This is a genomic window from Pantoea sp. T14, assembly GCF_036663535.1.
Taxonomy (GTDB): domain Bacteria; phylum Pseudomonadota; class Gammaproteobacteria; order Enterobacterales; family Enterobacteriaceae; genus Pantoea; species Pantoea phytostimulans.
Window position 1 is genome coordinate 453,638 of record NZ_JAWUEB010000027.1, and the last position, 17,420, is coordinate 471,057.

12 protein-coding genes are annotated in these 17,420 nt (G+C 54.3%); 11 read left to right on the forward strand and 1 reads right to left on the reverse strand.

Annotated elements, in window-relative coordinates; genetic code table 11:
* Positions 1 to 8: 8 nt before the first annotated feature.
* The 3 genes from nirB to cobA are packed head-to-tail and all read left to right on the forward strand — an operon-like array spanning position 9 to position 7,503.
* Positions 9 to 4,076, forward strand: a complete 4,068-nt coding sequence (gene nirB, locus SC127_RS20240) for a nitrite reductase large subunit NirB (protein ID WP_332627726.1) — start codon at positions 9 to 11, stop codon at positions 4,074 to 4,076.
* The gene (locus SC127_RS20245) at positions 4,073 to 6,688 is read left to right on the forward strand and encodes a nitrate reductase (protein WP_332627728.1); all 2,616 of its coding nucleotides are present in this window, start codon (positions 4,073 to 4,075) and stop codon (positions 6,686 to 6,688) included. The genes nirB and SC127_RS20245 overlap by 4 nt, the downstream gene beginning before the upstream one ends.
* Positions 6,685 to 7,503, forward strand: a complete 819-nt coding sequence (cobA, locus tag SC127_RS20250; RefSeq protein WP_332627729.1) for a uroporphyrinogen-III C-methyltransferase — start codon at positions 6,685 to 6,687, stop codon at positions 7,501 to 7,503. Before SC127_RS20245 ends, cobA begins: the two co-directional genes overlap by 4 nt.
* 170 nt (positions 7,504 to 7,673) lie before the next feature.
* Here cobA and SC127_RS20255 read toward each other — a convergent pair whose 3' ends face one another.
* Positions 7,674 to 8,486 (reverse strand): DeoR/GlpR family DNA-binding transcription regulator, encoded by an 813-nt coding sequence (locus SC127_RS20255; protein ID WP_215846973.1) that lies wholly within the window; start codon positions 8,484 to 8,486, stop codon positions 7,674 to 7,676.
* Between the two features lie 352 nt (positions 8,487 to 8,838).
* Here SC127_RS20255 and SC127_RS20260 point away from each other — a divergent pair, with 352 nt between their 5' ends.
* The 8 genes from SC127_RS20260 to SC127_RS20295 all read left to right on the forward strand — a co-directional run bounded on the left by SC127_RS20260 (position 8,839) and on the right by SC127_RS20295 (position 17,387).
* The gene (locus SC127_RS20260) at positions 8,839 to 9,636 is read left to right on the forward strand and encodes a GolD/DthD family dehydrogenase (RefSeq protein ID WP_332627732.1); all 798 of its coding nucleotides are present in this window, start codon (positions 8,839 to 8,841) and stop codon (positions 9,634 to 9,636) included.
* A gap of 63 nt (positions 9,637 to 9,699) precedes the next feature.
* Positions 9,700 to 10,635: a D-ribose ABC transporter substrate-binding protein gene (locus tag SC127_RS20265; RefSeq protein ID WP_332627734.1), complete on the forward strand. Its 936-nt coding sequence runs from the start codon at positions 9,700 to 9,702 to the stop codon at positions 10,633 to 10,635.
* Between the two features lie 45 nt (positions 10,636 to 10,680).
* Positions 10,681 to 11,292 (forward strand): DUF2291 family protein, encoded by a 612-nt coding sequence (locus SC127_RS20270; protein ID WP_243078094.1) that lies wholly within the window; start codon positions 10,681 to 10,683, stop codon positions 11,290 to 11,292.
* Positions 11,293 to 11,301: 9 nt separating this feature from the next.
* Positions 11,302 to 12,834 (forward strand): sugar ABC transporter ATP-binding protein, encoded by a 1,533-nt coding sequence (locus tag SC127_RS20275; protein ID WP_243078093.1) that lies wholly within the window; start codon positions 11,302 to 11,304, stop codon positions 12,832 to 12,834.
* Between the two features lie 17 nt (positions 12,835 to 12,851).
* Entirely contained in the window at positions 12,852 to 13,919 is a 1,068-nt protein-coding gene (locus SC127_RS20280) for an ABC transporter permease (RefSeq protein ID WP_215846970.1), read from the forward strand.
* Between the two features lie 11 nt (positions 13,920 to 13,930).
* Positions 13,931 to 14,728: an SDR family oxidoreductase gene (locus tag SC127_RS20285; protein ID WP_215846969.1), complete on the forward strand. Its 798-nt coding sequence runs from the start codon at positions 13,931 to 13,933 to the stop codon at positions 14,726 to 14,728.
* A gap of 191 nt (positions 14,729 to 14,919) precedes the next feature.
* On the forward strand, positions 14,920 to 16,383 hold the full coding sequence (locus SC127_RS20290; protein WP_332627737.1) for a YchO/YchP family invasin: 1,464 nt from the start codon (positions 14,920 to 14,922) through the stop codon (positions 16,381 to 16,383).
* A 98-nt stretch (positions 16,384 to 16,481) separates the two neighbouring features.
* On the forward strand, positions 16,482 to 17,387 hold the full coding sequence (locus SC127_RS20295; protein ID WP_215846966.1) for a bestrophin family protein: 906 nt from the start codon (positions 16,482 to 16,484) through the stop codon (positions 17,385 to 17,387).
* Positions 17,388 to 17,420: the final 33 nt, after the last annotated feature.

The following is a 17,420-nucleotide window of genomic DNA, read 5'->3' on the forward strand; positions in this document are numbered from 1 at the left end:
ATCGCACCATGAAGCAACAGCTGCTGGTAATTGGCAACGGAATGGCGGGCATGCGCATGGTAGAGACCCTGCTGGCACTGGCCCCGCAGCGTTACGCCATCACCGTGATTGGTCGTGAACCGCTGGGCAATTACAACCGCGTGCTGCTGTCTCCGGTGCTGGCGGGTGAAAAAGCGTTTGCCGACACGCTGATCCACGATCGTGACTGGTATGTCGAAAATGGCGTTCAGCTGCTGGCGGGTGAAACGGTTGAGCGCGTCGATCTGGCAACCCGCTGTGTGCAGACCGATCAACGTCAGCTGCACTGGGATCGACTGGTATTTGCTAGCGGTTCGCAGCCGCGGATGCCGGTGATTCCTGGTATCGGTCATCCTAAAGTCAGCGGTTTTCGCAGCCTGCGAGATGTTGAAAAATTACTCAGCGCATCTGGCCCGGTCGTGGTGTTAGGCGGCGGTTTTCTCGGTATTGAAGCCGCCGCAGCGCTGAAAGCGCAAGGCCGTGACGTGACGCTGGTGCATCACAAACCCTGGCTGTTGGATCGCCAGCTGGATGCCAAAGCGGGGGAATTGCTGCTCGCCCAACTGCGCCGTCGCGGTATTCGCTGCGAACTCAACAGCGGCGTAACTGAAGTCACTGAACAGGGCGCGGTTCTGACTAACGGCAGCATCGTCATGGCGGAGCAAGTGGTGATCGCCATCGGTGTGCAACCGGAAAGTGCCTTGGCACAGGCGGCGGGTGTGCCTTGTCAACGCGGCATCTGCGTTGATCGTCAGTTGCGCAGCACAATTCCCAATGTTTACGCCGTCGGTGAATGCTGCGAGATAGCCGGAGAGACCTTTGGCCTGGTCGCGCCTTGTCTGGCGCAGGCTGAAGTATTAGGTGCGCAGCTGGCCGACGCGCCACGCGCCGATTTTTACCACGAAAAGAGCGGCACGCGCCTGAAGGTCAGCGGCATTTCTCTGTTTAGCGCGGGCGACATTCGAGAAGCGCCGTCGCTGACCAGTTTTGATCCGCTTTCTGGCCACTATCGCCGTCTTTTTCTCAAGCACGGACGGCTCAACGGCGTGCTGTTGTTTGGCGACAGCCAGCAGGGCACATCGCTGTTAACCCGTCTAAACGCTGCCGAGCAGATCAGCCTGAACACGCTGTTTGGCCTTGATGAACCTGAAACGCAGCCGCAGGCTGCAGGAAGCTTTGTGATGAATAAACCGACATTAGCTGTGCTGGGTCACGGCATGGTCAGCCACCATTTTTTGGAACAGCTGGTCGCACGTGAACTGCATCAGCACTATCACGTGGTGGTCTATGGCGAAGAGCCGCGCATGGCTTACGATCGCGTGCATCTTTCAGCGTATTTTACCGGTAAAAGCGCGGAAGAATTGTCGCTGGTGAGCGATAACTTTTTTGAGCAGTACGGCATTGAGCTGCGTCGCGGTTGTCAGGTCGTTGCGATTGATCGCCAGCAGCGCAGCGTGCGTGACAGCGCCGGAAACGAACTGGCGTGGGATAAGTTAGTGCTGGCAACCGGATCGCGTGCCTTCGTACCGCCAGTGCCGGGCCACGATGGCGATCGCTGCTTTGTTTATCGCACACTGGACGATCTCGATGCGATTGCGGCCTGCGCCAAAAACAGCACACGCGGTGTGGTGATTGGCGGCGGACTGCTGGGCCTTGAAGCGGCGAATGCCCTGAAACAGTTAGGCCTGGAAACGCACGTCGTGGAGTTCGCGCCGCGCCTGATGGCGGTTCAGCTCGATGAGGGCGGCGCATTGATGCTGCGTCAGAAAATTGACGCGCTGGGCGTCACCGTGCACACCTCAAAGCAAACTGAAACGATTGAAAAGCAAGAAGATGGCAGCGTACTGTTGCGCTTTGCTGACGGGGGCGAACTGCCCACCGATCTGGTGCTGTTTTCAGCGGGCATACGTCCGCGTGATGAGTTGGCGCGTGACGCCGATCTGGTGCTCGGCCCGCGTGGCGGCATTGAGATCAACGATCACTGCCAAACCAGCGATGACGATATTTTTGCTATCGGCGAATGTGCATTATGGAACGGGCAGATTTTCGGCTTAGTTGCGCCAGGCTATCAAATGGCGCGCGTGCTGGCAGGACATCTGGCCGCCGAAGCCAGCGCTTTTAGCGGTGCCGATATGAGTACTAAACTCAAGCTGTTGGGCGTGGAAGTGGCCTCGTTTGGTGATGCGCACGCGCGTACTGCGGGCAGTCAAACCTATCACTGGACCGATGGCCCAAGAGGCGTCTACAAAAAAATCGTGGTGTCAGCAGACGGCAAACTGTTGCTTGGCGGCGTGTTGGTAGGCGACAGCGAAGACTATTCATCGCTGCTACAGATGATGCTGAATCAACTGCCGTTACCGGCTTCGCCAGAAACGCTGATCTTACCTGCACTGGCTGGTACACCGAGTAAAGCGTTGGGTGTGGCAGCATTACCCGACAGCGCGCAGGTCTGTTCCTGTCACAATGTGAGCAAAGGCGATATCTGCTCAGCGGTGCGAGACGGTTGTGGCGAGTTGGCCAGTGTGAAAAGTTGCACCAAAGCAGCAACAGGCTGCGGAGGGTGTTCCGCGCTGGTGAAGCAGGTGATGGAATTCCAGCTGGAAAACCTTGGCGTCGAAGTGAAAAAAGAGGTGTGCGAGCACTTTGCCTATTCACGTCAGGCGCTTTATGACCTGATTCGGGTAGAGAAAATCCAAACCTTTGATGCGTTACTGGCGGCACATGGTCGCGGTCACGGCTGCGAAGTCTGTAAGCCGTTGGCGGCTTCGCTGCTGGCCTCTTGCTGGAATGATTACCTGTTAAAACCGGCTCATCTGCCCCTGCAAGATACCAACGATCGCTACTTCGGTAACATCCAGAAAGATGGAACTTACTCGGTGGTGCCGCGTGTCGCTGCGGGGGAAATTACGCCACAAGGTCTGATTGCGATTGGGCAAGTGGCAGCACGTTACGATCTCTACACCAAAATAACAGGCGGTCAACGTATCGACCTGTTTGGCGCGCGCCTCGATCAGCTGCCCGCAATTTGGGAAGAGCTGCTGATGGCAGGGTTCGAAACCGGTCATGCCTACGGTAAATCGCTGCGTACGGTGAAATCTTGTGTCGGCTCAACCTGGTGTCGCTACGGCGTGCAGGATTCCACCGCGTTTGCCATCGCGCTGGAGAACCGCTACAAGGGCCTGCGCGCCCCGCACAAAATCAAAATGGCCGTTTCAGGCTGCACCCGTGAATGCGCCGAAGCGCAGAGCAAAGATATCGGGGTGATCGCTACCGACAAAGGCTGGAACCTGTATGTGTGCGGTAACGGTGGCATGAAACCGCGCCACGCGGACTTATTCGCCAGCGACCTCGACGATGAAACCTTGCTGCGCTACGTTGACCGTATCCTGATGTTTTATGTGCGTACCGCCGACCGTTTACAGCGCACCAGCGTGTGGATGGACAACATGGAAGGTGGCCTCGACTACCTGCGTGACGTGATCATTGAAGACAGCCTCGGCATTGGCGCCATGCTGGAGCAAGAGATGCAGCACGTGGTGGAAAGCTACCAGTGCGAATGGCAAACCACGCTGCAAGATCCGTCACGCCGCGCCTTGTTTACCCCAACGGTGAACAGCAACGAACCCGATGAAACCTTGCGTTATGTGCAAGTACGGGGACAGCGTCAGCCCGCCGCCGCGAACGCGATCCCTGTTATGCATCTGCCCGCTGAACCCTGGAGCAGGGTATGCGATCTCGATTCTCTGCCGTTGCAGGCAGGAATTGGCGCACGCCTTGGCAGCGAGCGCATTGCGTTGTTCCGCTTTGGCGATGAACTCTACGCGCTGGAAGATCGTGAGCCCGGCAGCGACGTCAGCGTGCTGTCGCGCGGCATTCTCGGCGACGTGGGTGGCGAACCGGTAGTGATTTCGCCGCTCTACAAGCAGCGCGTGCGGCTGCGTGACGGGCAAAGCCTGGATAATCCGCAGCACCAGCTACGCTGTTGGCCGGTGAAACTGGAAGCGGGACAAATCTGGCTGGCAAACCGACCACTTAATGTCATGGCGAAGGCATCATGAAAACCACCTGTCCTTATTGCGGCGTCGGCTGCGGCGTTAGCGTCACGCCACAGGGCGATGAACAGGCGCAGGTCGCAGGCGATCTCCAACATCCAGCCAATTTCGGTCGGCTGTGTGTAAAAGGGGCCGCGCTGGGTGAAACCCTGAAAAAGGATGGGAGACTGCTTTATCCACAGGTCAATCAACAACGCGTGAGCATGGACACGGCGCTGGAGGCCGCAGCGAACGGGCTGCGTGAGATCATTGAACAACATGGCCCGCAGGCGGTGGCATTTTACGGCTCGGGCCAGTTGTTGACAGAAGATTATTATGTTGCCAATAAGCTGATGAAAGGGTTCATCGGGGCCGCCAATATCGATACCAATTCGCGGCTCTGCATGGCATCGGCTGTTGTAGGTTATAAACGCGCGTTCGGTGCAGATGCAGTGCCGTGTTGCTATGAGGATTTTGAACGCGCGGATGTCGTGATCCTGGTAGGATCAAACGCAGCATGGGCACATCCGGTTGCGTATCAGCGGCTGGTCAAGGCCAAACAGCAGCGACCAGAAATGCAGGTGATAGTGATCGATCCACGCCGCACCGCAACCTGCGATCTTGCCGATCTGCATTTGGCATTACGTCCTGGTAGCGACAGCGTTTTGTTTGCCGGTTTGCTGAACTGGTTGGTAGAAAACAACGGTATAGATACCCGCATGCTCGCGCACTTGGCCGATGTGGAACCGGCGCTGCTCGCGGCGCGCGAATGGGATCTTGCTCGGGTTGCTGCGCACTGCGATCTTGAACCGGAACAGGTTACTGCTTTCTGGCAGCTGTTTACCTCATCGCAACGCGTGCTGACCTTGTGGTGCATGGGCGTTAACCAATCCGTCAGCGGCAGCGACAATAACAACGCCATTATCAATGCACATTTGCTCAGCGGAAAAGTGGGTTTGCCGGGCAGCGGGCCGTTTTCACTTACGGGGCAGCCCAACGCGATGGGGGGCCGTGAAGTGGGGGGATTGGCGAATCAACTCGCGGCCCATATGAATTTTAATGATGCCGATTGCGATCGTTTGCAACGCTTTTGGCAAAGCCCAACCATAGCGCGTCAGCCTGGTTTGACGGCGGTAAAGCTGTTCGACGCTATTGAGCGGGGTGACGTAAAAGCGGTGTGGATTATGGGCACTAATCCAGCGGTGTCGATGCCAGAAGGCAATCGCATTGCGCAGGCGCTGGCAAAATGTCCGTTGGTGATTGTTTCCGATGTCTTAGCGCAAACCGATACCAGCGCCTTCGCTGACATTCTGTTGCCCGCGCTGGGTTGGGGTGAAAAAAATGGCACAGTAACCAACTCCGAGCGCCGCATCTCCCGTCAGCGTGCGTTTGCAGCAGCGCCTGGTGATGCCAAACCCGATTGGTGGCTGCTGGCGCAAGTGGCGCAGCGTTTGGGTTTCGCCGCCGCCTTTGGCTGGACCCATCCGGCGCAGATCTTCCGTGAACACGCTGCACTTTCCGGCTTTGAAAACCACGGACAGCGCGCCTTTGATATCAGCGGGCTGGCGCAGTTAAGTGACGACGGCTGGGATAAATTGCGTCCGATTCAATGGCCGGTTAATGCACAGCATCCTGATGGTTGCGCACGTTTATTCAGCGATCGTCGCTTCTTTCATCCTGACGGGAAGGCGCGTTTGCTGCCGTCCGCAGAGACAAAAACAGTCACTGTTAATAGAGATTATCCGCTGTTAATGAACACCGGTCGCGTGCGCGATCAATGGCATACCATGACGCGTACCGGGGCAGTGCCGCGTCTGATGCAACACTGCGATGAGCCTTTTGTCGCGCTGCATCCTCAAGATGCCATTGCGTATGGCTTACCTGCAGAAACACTGGCGCGCGTGCAATCGGTTCACGGCTGGATCACCGCACGCGTTACCCACGACAGCGGACTTCGACGCGGCGAACTTTTCGTGCCGATGCACTGGAACCGCCAGTTCAGCCAGCAAAGCAATGTAGACATGTTGGTGGCCGCGCTCTGCTGCCCGGCATCGGGGCAACCCGCCTTAAAGCAGACGGCGGTGCGTATTCAACCGCTGCGCGTAGATTGGCAAGGTTGGCTATGGCAACGCAGCGATCAAGCGCCGAAAAATCTTCGCTATTGGGCGCGTGCGCCACAACAGGGCGCGCAGCGTTTTGTATTGGGCGGAGAAGGTTCTGCATCAAACTGGCTCGCTTCACACACGGATTTGACTTCAATGCAGTTGCAGGTTGCCGAAGGCGGCCAGGATTATCGGCTACTGGCGTGGCGCACCGGTGCGTTACAGCTGGCGTTTTATGCCGCTTCTCGCTTACCGCACCTCGATCACGCTTTCATTACTGCGGCTTTTCAGGCTGCGCCAACGCGTGCCATCGATCGTCATTCGCTACTGGCGGGGCAAGCTGCGCAAGGTGACGTGGCGGGCCGCATTATTTGCAGCTGCTTTAGCGTAGGCGAACAAACCATTTTAAATGCGGTGGCCCAAGGCTGCCGTAGCACACAGGCGCTGGGCGCCAAACTCAAGTGCGGAACAAATTGTGGCTCCTGCATCCCGGAGCTAAAACAACTGCTGTCATCATGCGTGACGGAGGAATCATGACGCTTGCTATTGATGCATTGGATAAACTGCTGACGCCCAATGGCGAAGCTTCGGAACATGGACGTGTTTGGTTAGTGGGCGCGGGTCCCGGTGATGTTGAGCTGCTCACGGTAAAAGCGTTACGGTTGTTACAACAAGCGGAAGTAGTGGTGTATGACCGATTGGTGAGCGAGGCGGTGATGGCGGAAGTGCCCGACAGCGCCTTGTGTATTGATGTGGGTAAGCGGCCTGGTTATCACGGGTTAAAGCAGTCGCAAATCAATCAGCTGCTGGTGGATTTAGCGCTGAGTGGACGCAACGTGGTGCGGCTAAAAGGCGGCGATCCCTTTATTTTTGGGCGTGGCGGTGAAGAGATGGTGAGCCTGCAACAAGCCGGTATTGTGTGTGAGGTGGTACCCGGTATCACGGCGGCGGTGGGTTGCGCCGCCGCCAGCGGAATTCCCCTGACGCATCGCGATTGTGCGCAATCGCTGCGACTGATTACCGGACACGGGCGCAGCGGTGAACCGCAACTGAATGATGCATCGTTGGCCGCTGCGAATCAGACGTTAGTGTTTTATATGGGATTGAGCTGGAGTGCCTCAATCAGTGTGCAGCTGTTGGCTCAAGGGCGCGATGCGGATACGCCAGTAGCCATCATCGAAAATGGGACGCGACCCGAGCAGCGCGTGTTGATCACGACGTTGAAGGCGTTAGCGCAAACGGTTGAAAATGAAAAGCCGGTTTCACCGTCGTTGCTGATGATTGGTGATGTGGTGCGTTATTACCGTGCTGATTTAAAGATTGCTGAAGATGAATCTATAAAACAGGTGTAGATAAATTACTGATATGACTTTATCTGGCGTGCATGAGACAGGTAGGGCGCATCCGCCGCAGGGCTGCGGCGGATGCGCCTACAGCGAGGTATTGACGGCGTCTTTACGCAATCGCCCTTTATTCCCAACTGAACGCCACCCTGTTTTTTTACGGCGCGTTTAAAACGGACTCACATCGCCCGCCTCAACGGCAACGGCGCAACCAACACCCTCACGCCCAACGCTTCGAATGCATCAACCTGTGCTGAAGAAATACCGTTGTCGGTAATCAGGCAGTGAATTTTGCTCCAGTCACACGGCAGCGCAAACATCGACACCTTATCGATCTTGCTGGAATCGGCGACCACATAAACCGTGTTGGCCGAGTTGATCATCGCCATTTTAACTTTGATGTCGGTTTCGCTGGGAAAGCTCAAACCGAGGCGCGGTGAAATACAGGCGGTTGCCAGAAACAGCTTCTCTGCCAATACATTTTCGAAGAAGTTTGCCGCTTTTTCGCCAGATGTCGACAATGTTGGAAATTTAAACGTCCCGCCTGTTAACAAGATATTTATTCCCGGCTCGCCACCCAGTTTCAGCGCAATGTTCACGGCGGTTGTGACCACCGATAAACGGCGAATATGGCTGATCGCTTCGGCAATGGCGGTGGTAGTGGTACCCGAATCGAAAATCACTGTGTCGCCATTTTCGATATGCTGCGCGGCTAAACGTCCTATCGCTTCTTTCTCTTCAAGATGTGTTTGCCGCTCCAGCAGCAGCGCGCCGGTATTCTGTTTTCCGGTCATTAATGTTGCGCCACCGTGGTAACGCTGTACAAAACCTTGTTTTTGCAGCATCCGCAGATCGGTACGTAACGTGGCTTCCGTTAAGCCAAAGGTTTCAGTCAACGCTTTGACGGTGACCGTGCCATCCTCACGGATCATTTCCAGAATCTTTTCGCGGCGTTGCTGCATATCAGCCAACTGCTCACTCTTGCTTTTCAATCGAAATGCTCCCTTTTCCAATCGCGTTAGGTGTAGGCGAACGTGGACCTGATGCTGAGTCTACCGCGCCATTTTTGCGAATGCGAGATGATGAAAACGGCCAATGATTTTCGAACGAAAATAAACAATAAACAGGTTATTGAATCTTCACATTGGGTTCAGCATCTTTATCCATGCGATTTTTTCTGTTTGTAATGCACATCACGTCTTTTCAATAAGATAATGAATATCTCTCGCCGAGTTGTATGAAATTTGATCTCACCCACACATCCTTTCAATTCGATAGCATATATTTTTGTTCGAAAATGATGATTTGCGATTGAGAAAGTTAAACCCTGAAGGAGTGTAACGAATGAGCGGTGAATATGACGTAAATCTGCGCTATGGCGTGGACACGGCGCAAGATCTCAGCGGCAAAGTCGCGGTGGTGACCGGCGGACTCGGCGGTATTGCCATGGCGAGCAACGCCATGCTGCTGGAAAAGGGCGCATGTCTGGCGCTGCTCTATCCGCCGTTTGAAGCGGAGAAAGTCAGCAGCCTCAGTGTCGGGTTTGCAGCAGAAAGCGTGCAGTTTGTCTGCTGTGACGTCACCGATCCTGCTTCGGTTGAACAGGCTTTTGATCAGGTTGAAGCACATTACGGTCATATCGATATTCTGGTGAATTGCGCCGGTTACGTGATGCTGCAACCGGTACTGGAGACTGATTTTGCCGAGTGGCAGAAGCAGATTGCCGTCAATCTCACCGGGCCATTTCTCTGCTCACAAGCGGTGGGTAAACGTATGGTTAAGGCGGGCAACGGCGGCAAAATCATCAATATCGCCTCTCAGGCAGCCTCAATCGCTATTGATAATCACGTGGCTTACACCTCGGCAAAAGCGGGCTTGCTTGGCATGACTAAGGTCATGGCGAAAGAATTTGCGCCGCATCGTATTAACGTCAACACGCTCTCGCCCACGGTGGTATTAACCCCGATGGGTGAGAAAGCCTGGCGCGGTGAAAAAGGCGAGCAAATGAAAAAACTTATCCCACTGGGCCGTTTTGCCTACACCGACGAAATCGCCGCCGCCGTGCTGTTTTTTGCCAGCAACGGCAGCGACATGATCACCGGCGCCGATCTGATGATCGATGGCGGTTTCACCATTTGGTAATGCTGTGCCAATTCCAGAGAAACAAAACACCCTGCGATAACGATAAATAGAGAGAACATCACCATGAAAAAACGTACTTTGCTGTGCACTGCAATGGCGGCCTGCCTGATCTCTCACGCGGCATTTGCTGCAGAGAAAGGCACCATCATGATTCTGGTTAACTCGCTCGATAATCCTTATTACGCCTCAGAAGCCAAAGGCGCCAACCTCAAAGCGCAACAACTTGGATACAAAACCTCCGTGCTGTCTCACGGTGAAGATGTGAAGAAGCAAAGCGAACTGATCGATGCCGCGATTGGTAAAAAAGTGCAGGGCATTATTCTGGACAACGCCGATTCCACCGCCAGCGTGGCGGCGATTAAAAAAGCCCAAGATGCTGGTATTCCCGTGGTGTTGATTAACCGTGAAATCCCAGTTGATGACGTGGCGCTGGAGCAGATTACCCACAACAATTTCCAGGCCGGTTCCGATGTTGCCAACGTCTTTGTTGAGAAGATGGGAGAAAAGGGTAAGTACGCTGAACTGACCTGTAATCTCGCCGACAACAACTGCGTAACCCGTTCCAAATCCTTCCATCAGGTACTCGATCAATATCCCGACATGCAAAGCGTGGCGCGTCAGGATGCTAAAGGCACTTTAATTGATGGCAAGCGCATCATGGACAGCATTCTGCAGGCGCATCCCGATGTAAAAGGCGTAATTTGCGGTAACGGCCCAGTGGCGCTGGGCGCGATTGCGGCGCTGAAAGCCGCAGGACGCGATGACGTCACGGTGGTGGGCATTGACGGTAGCAACGATGAGCGCGACGCGGTTACCGCAGGAACGCTGAAAGCCACCGTCATGCTTCAGGCGCAGGCGATTGCCGCGCAGGGCGTCACCGATATCGACAACTTCATCCAGAAAGGGATCAAACCGGCCAAACAGCGGGTGATGTTCCGCGGCATTTTGATCACGCCAGAAAATGCCAAAGGTGTGCAGGACTTCAATTATAAGTCGTAATTAACCGCCGCCGCGCCCGTGAAAACGGGCGCCAGGGAGAATGAGATGGATAAACGACTCTGGCTGATGCTGATAGCAGTTGTGCTCGGTGGTTGCCGTATTGTGTCGCAGCAGGAGCTGGCTGATCTGAAAAATCCCCCCAATCCAAACATGACGAATATTGCGCAAACCTGGCAGCAAAAACTGGTGCCGCAGGTCGCAGGCGAAGCGAAACCGCTGGCTGAGTTGATGAAGTCTTTGCAGTCGGCTCCCGATTTTGACAGTGCCTGTAAAACCTACGGTTATCGCAGCCAGGAAGAGAATCCCTGCGTATTCAGCGTGAGTGTCAGCGGTGATGTCACCGCAGTTAACACCACTTCTCGCAGTGGAAAGATGACGGTTAAAGATATTTCAGGTGACAGCGTCACAATTCAGGTTGGGCCAATCATTCGCGGCACTGCACTGCGCGATGCATATAAAGGGGCCAGCTATCAGGACTTCAACGATCAGGTGATGTTTGGCGATTATGGCCGGGCGATCAATCAGCAGGCTTCCACATTAATGCAGCAGTTCAAGCCAAAAGTCGGCGACAAAATCACGGTGGCGGGCGTATTTAGTGCCTGGGACATTCCGCAGAAACTGCCGGATATCACGCCAGCGCAAATCACGCGGCAGTAAGGAGGGCATATGCAAAATCCTCAATCGCAACAGGCTACCGATGTGATCATTGAAACGCGCAATGTCTCGCGGGTTTATCCTGGCGTAACGGCGCTCGATCAGGTCAATTACCGCGTTTATCGCAACAAAGTGAACGTGCTGATTGGCGAAAACGGCGCAGGAAAATCCACCATGATGAAAATGCTGGCGGGTGTAGAGACGCCGTCATCAGGCGAGATTTTACTGGAGGGAAAACCGGTGTCGCTGACCTCAACGCAGCAAGCAGAGAAGCGAGGGATCAGCATAATTTTTCAGGAGCTGAACCTGTTTCCAAACATGAATGTGATGGATAACATCTTCATTGCCAATGAGTTTTTTCAGCGCGGCGTGATCAATGAAAAGTATCAATATGCGCTGGCAAAAACGCTGCTGGAGCGGCTGGAGCTGGACGTTGATCCCTATGCGGCGCTAGGTGAACTCGGCATTGGTCATCAACAGCTGGTAGAAATTGCACGTGCGCTATCGAAAGACACCCGTGTGCTGATCATGGATGAACCGACCAGCGCGCTGAGCCAGTCGGAAGTCAGGGTGCTGTTTAACGTCATTGAACAGCTCAAACGACGTGGTGTCACTATTATCTACATTTCTCACCGGCTCGAAGAGCTGATGGAAATTGGCGATCACATCACAATTTTCCGCGATGGGCGCTTTATCAGTGAGCGCGAAGTGCGTGATGCCAGCGTGCCGTGGATCATTGAGCAAATGGTAGGCGACAAGAAAAAGCACTTCGATTATCACGCGGCGGCGCAAGGTGACACGATCTTGCAGGTAGAAGGCTTGACCGCGCTGCATCAAAACGGCGGATACAAGCTCAATGACGTCACTTTTTCGCTACGAAAAGGGGAAGTGATCGGCATTTACGGTTTGCTGGGCGCAGGACGCACCGAACTGTTTAAAGGGCTGATTGGCTTGATGCATTGTCAGTCGGGCAGTGTGTTGCTCAACGGTGAAAATCTGGCGAAGCGTAATTTCCAGCAGCGGCTCAAGCGCGGCATCGCACTGGTGCCGGAAGATCGCCAAGCCGAAGGCGTAGTGCAGCTGATGTCGATCACCGCCAATATGACGCTCTCCGATCTCAGCCTGCGTGGCTTTCGCCGTGCGCTGCGAATGCTTAATCCCGGTAAAGAGAATCAGCGCGTTAATGAAATGATTGGGCATCTGGCGATCAAAGTCAGCGATGCCGAGCTGCCGATCACCTCATTAAGCGGCGGTAACCAGCAGAAAGTGGTGCTGGGCAAGGCATTGATGACCGGGCCGAAAGTGGTGCTGTTGGATGAACCCACGCGCGGTATTGATGTTGGCGCAAAAACCGATGTCTATCACCTGATTGGCAACCTGGCACAGCAGGGGCTGGCGGTGATGTTTTCCTCATCCGAACTGGACGAGGTGATGGCGCTGGCCGACCGCATTTTAGTCATGGCGGATGGACGCATTACCGCCGATCTGCCGCGCGCTGAAGCGACACGAGAAAAACTGATCAGCGCTTCGACACCGCAAGCTTAAGGTTGCTGGAGAATTTCATGAATCAAAAATATTTGCTCTATATGTATCTCCTCAAGGCGCGAACCTTCATCGCGTTACTGATTGTGGTGGGCTTTTTCAGCGTAATGGTGCCGAATTTTCTGACGACGTCAAACCTGCTGATCATGACTCAACATGTCGCCATCACCGGTTTACTGGCAATTGGCATGACGCTGGTGATTTTGACCGGCGGCATTGATTTATCCGTGGGCGCGGTAGCTGGGATTTGCGGCATGGTAGCGGGTGCGCTGCTCACCAACGGCGTGCCGCTTTGGGGCGGTAATACGCTGTTCCTCAACGTGCCCGAAGTGATTCTTGTGGTGGCGATTTTTGGCGTGCTGGTGGGATTGATCAACGGGGCAGTGATCACCCGGCTGGGTGTTGCTCCCTTCATTTGTACGCTCGGCATGATGTATATCGCACGCGGCGCGGCGCTGCTGTTCAACGACGGTAGCACTTACGCCAACCTGGTCGGTCTGCCGCAACTGGGTAATACCGGTTTTGCGTTCCTCGGCTCGGGTACGCTACTGGGCGTCTATATCCCGATCTGGTTAATGCTTGGCTTTTTGCTGTTGGGCCTCTACTTAACCCGTAAAACGCCGCTTGGGCGTTACATCTACGCCACCGGCGGTAATGAAGGGGCGGCGCGCCTGGCTGGCGTACCTATCATCAAAGTAAAAGTTTTTGTCTACGCCTTCTCTGGCTTGTGCGCGGGTCTGGTGGGGTTAGTGGTGGCGTCGCAGTTGCAAACTGCACATCCGATGACCGGCAACATGTTTGAAATGGATGCCATCGGCGCCACCGTCTTGGGCGGCACCGCGCTGGCAGGCGGTCGCGGCAGGGTTTCCGGCTCGATTATTGGTGCGTTTGTTATCGTTTTCCTTGCCGACGGCATGGTGATGATGGGCGTTAGTGATTTTTGGCAGATGGTGATTAAAGGACTGGTGATTGTGACTGCTGTGGTTATCGATCAGTTCCAGCAACGTCTGCAAAGCAAAGTGGTGCTGTTGCGTCGCCATGAGCAAAAGCAGCAATCCACCCCAACATCTAACGTCAGTCATGGCTAAACGGAGGCAAGATGACACGAGATTTTAGTGGAAAAACGGTGGTGATTACTGGCGCCTGTCGAGGAATTGGTGCAGGCATTGCGGCCCGCTTTGCCCGCGATGGGGCGAACCTGGTCATGGTATCGAATGCGGATCGCGTGCATCAGACGGCCAATACCTTACAAAAGCAGTTTGGCGGCGAGATTCTGTCGTTACAGGTTGATGTCACCGTTGAAAGCGAGGTGCAGCAGCTTTATCAGCAAGCATTTAAACGGTTTGGCAGTATTGATGTTTCAATTCAAAACGCCGGAGTTATCACCATTGACCGATTTGACGCAATGCCTAAAAGTGATTTTGAGAAGATCCTGGCGGTCAACACCACCGGCGTCTGGTTGTGTTGTCGCGAGGCGGCGAAATATATGGTGCAGCAGAACAGCGGCAGTTTGATCAACACCTCTTCGGGGCAGGGGCGACAAGGTTTTATCTACACGCCCCATTATGCCGCCAGTAAAATGGGCGTGATCGGCATTACTCAAAGTCTGGCGCTGGAGCTGGCACCGTGGCACATCACGGTAAATGCGTTTTGCCCAGGCATCATCGAAAGCGAAATGTGGGATTACAACGATCGCGTGTGGGGCGAGATTCTGAGCAGCGACAAGAAAACGTATGGCAAAGGCGAATTGATGGCGGAGTGGGTTGAAAATATTCCGTTGAAACGTGCCGGGCAGCCAGATGATGTTGCCGGGTTGGTGGCGTTTCTCGCCTCAGACGATGCTCGCTATATCACCGGGCAAACCATTAATGTGGATGGCGGGTTAATATTCTCTTAATTCCTGCCGCTTTAATCAGGGGTTTGCCAAGTGGCAAACCCTTTTTTTTGCCTGTTTTTTAACCTCAGAAAATTCTCGGATAAGCACAAAAGATGAGACCTGTCCTGCACGGCTGTCACAATATGTTAAGGTAAACTCACTTGGTTGTGTAAATTCTTCCACCTTAAGACCCAAAAACGACCTCATTGCTTATGTCTTCAACCTTATTGAAACGAAAATCGCTGACATTCTGTTTGGTGGCCTCGACAATCGTCTCCACTGCGCCTGCTGCTGCGCTACAACCCGAAACTCGGGTAGCAGAAGCGCCGTTTGACGATCCCGCCCGTTTCCGCCAATCGCTGGAGAATCTGCCCTCGCTGGGCAATTACGATAACAGCGAGGAGTGGAGCAAAAAGCTCGCTTCGGTAGCGAAAAGCATTGGTGAAGCCAGTCAAAACAGCAGCAGTGAGGCTTCATTTGGTCAGCAAGCTGGCGTATGGGCGTTTAACCATCTACGTGATGAAGTGGCGGATCGCGTTGAGAACGAAGGACAGTCGCTGCTTTCTCCTTATGGCAATGCGACCCTGGATCTCATGGTCGACATGGATGGCAACTTCACCGGCACGGGTGGCGATCTGTTCAGCGCGTTAGCAGATGAAAACAGCTATCTTACGTTCAGCCAGGTTGGCCTACACGATACTTCCGACGGATTAGTCGGGAATGCGGGTTTGGGGCAGCGTTGGGAAGCGGGGCAGTGGTTACTCGGTTACAACACGTTTATCGATCGCATTTTCAGCAGCGGTTTACAGCGCGCTTCCGTGGGTACGGAAGCGTGGAGTGATAATCTGCGCTTTTCAGCTAACTATTATCATCCGCTTTCGGGTTGGAAAAACCTCGGCGATAACCAGCAGCAGCGTATGGCGCGCGGTTATGACATTACCACACAAAGCTACCTGCCGTTTTATCGTCAGGTGGGTATGTCTTTGAGCTGGCAGCAATATTTGGGGCAAAATGTCGATCTGTTTAACAGCGGCAACCGCTATCACAACCCTTCAGCGATGACGTTTGGCCTCTCATACACTCCGGTGCCGCTGGTGACCTTTTCTGCTACGCATAAAACCAGCAGCGCGGGCGAGAGCCAGGAACAACTCGGCCTTAAACTGAATTACCGTTTTGGCGTGGCGTTGAGTCAACAACTCAATGCCAATAACGTCGCGGCTGCGCACTCGCTGCGGGGAAGCCGCTACGACAATGTAACACGCAGTGACACGCCGGTGCTGTCGTTCCGTCAGCGTAAAAACTTATCCGTTTTTCTTGCTACGCCGCCCTGGCAGCTAAACGGCGGCGAAAGCCTGCCGCTCAAGTTGCAAATTCGCGCCAGCAACGCAATCAAAGCTGTGAGCTGGCAAGGTGATACCCAGGCGCTGAGTTTGACACCGTCATCAGATAATAATGATCCACAAGGCTGGAGCGTCATTCTGCCGCCATGGGACAATTCCCCCGATGCGACGAACGAATATCGCTTGTCCGTGACGTTGGAAGACACCAAGCAGCAACGTGTCACGTCCAACTGGATCACCCTTAAACTTCAGCCGCCCATGGCTGTGCGCGAGCAGCAGGATGATCGCTACGATTTGATGGCACCCACCGAAAAGAGCCCAGCGATGAGTCTCTGATCCAACGCGAAAAAGTGTGACAATTGTCACACTTTTCCAGTGGAAAATTTTTAAGGAAACTCGCAGAATCAGCGAAAATTCTTATACACCTGCTCACCATGATCCTTCGTCCGCAACGCCACTGGTTCGTTCGTTTGTTCGCCTGGCACGGCTCTGTGCTGCCTGATATTTTGTTTCGCTTATCGCTGAATTTAATGATGTCACTGATCGCGCTGGCATCACTGAATTGGTATGAAACGCTGGGCATTAAACTCACTCTGGCGCCGTTTAGTTTGTTGGGGGTGTCTATCGCGGTGTTTCTCGGTTTTCGCAACAGCGTCTGTTTTGCCCGCTTTAGTGAAGCGCGCCATTTTTTAGGTGCCTTGCTTATCGCCTGTCGTACTCTTCAGCGTCAGGTGATGGCGGTTTGCCCCGCTGATGCGCCGCGAGTACAAAGGCTGTTACTGGCATTTTGCGCCAGCCTTAAACATCAGCTTCGTCGCACCGATGCGCGTGAAGATTTAACGCGTTTATTAGGGGATGAAGCGGAAGGGTTACTTCAGCGGCATTCACCTGCAAACGTGTTGCAGTTGCAGCTCTCACACTGGCTGGCAGAGCAGCGTCGTCAGGGAAATATCAGCGATGTTGTCTGGGGCAATATCGACAATAACCTCAACCAGCTTGCCGCAGTATTGGGCGGTTGTGAACGTCTTGCCAGCATGCCGGTGCCTTTTGCTTACGGCCTGCTGCTGCACCGCACAGTCTATTTTTTCTGTACCTTGCTACCGTTTGCGTTGGCACCCGATCTGCATGCGATGACGCCGCTGGTTTCGATGTTTATCGCCTATACCTTTCTCTCACTGGATACGCTGGCGGAAGAGCTGGAAATGCCGTTCGGGTATGAAAACAACCACCTGCCGATGGATGCTATCTGCACCAATATTGAGATCAATCTGCGCGAGATGGCGGGTGAATCCGACTTGCCGCTGCCCATGCAGCCGGATAAATATTATCGCCTGACATAAAAAGAAAACGGCCCGGAAGACACAGGCCGGGCC

Excerpts from the sequence above, each read along its gene's own strand:
- nirB (WP_332627726.1), top strand. The coding sequence starts at position 9 with ATGAAGCAACAGCTGCTGGTAATTGGCAACGGAATGGCGGGCATGCGC.
- SC127_RS20245 (WP_332627728.1), top strand. The coding sequence starts at position 4,073 with ATGAAAACCACCTGTCCTTATTGCGGCGTCGGCTGCGGCGTTAGCGTC.
- cobA (WP_332627729.1), top strand. The coding sequence starts at position 6,685 with ATGACGCTTGCTATTGATGCATTGGATAAACTGCTGACGCCCAATGGC.
- SC127_RS20260 (WP_332627732.1), top strand. The coding sequence starts at position 8,839 with ATGAGCGGTGAATATGACGTAAATCTGCGCTATGGCGTGGACACGGCG.
- SC127_RS20265 (WP_332627734.1), top strand. The coding sequence starts at position 9,700 with ATGAAAAAACGTACTTTGCTGTGCACTGCAATGGCGGCCTGCCTGATC.
- SC127_RS20270 (WP_243078094.1), top strand. The coding sequence starts at position 10,681 with ATGGATAAACGACTCTGGCTGATGCTGATAGCAGTTGTGCTCGGTGGT.
- SC127_RS20275 (WP_243078093.1), top strand. The coding sequence starts at position 11,302 with ATGCAAAATCCTCAATCGCAACAGGCTACCGATGTGATCATTGAAACG.
- SC127_RS20280 (WP_215846970.1), top strand. The coding sequence starts at position 12,852 with ATGAATCAAAAATATTTGCTCTATATGTATCTCCTCAAGGCGCGAACC.
- SC127_RS20285 (WP_215846969.1), top strand. The coding sequence starts at position 13,931 with ATGACACGAGATTTTAGTGGAAAAACGGTGGTGATTACTGGCGCCTGT.
- SC127_RS20290 (WP_332627737.1), top strand. The coding sequence starts at position 14,920 with ATGTCTTCAACCTTATTGAAACGAAAATCGCTGACATTCTGTTTGGTG.
- SC127_RS20295 (WP_215846966.1), top strand. The coding sequence starts at position 16,482 with ATGATCCTTCGTCCGCAACGCCACTGGTTCGTTCGTTTGTTCGCCTGG.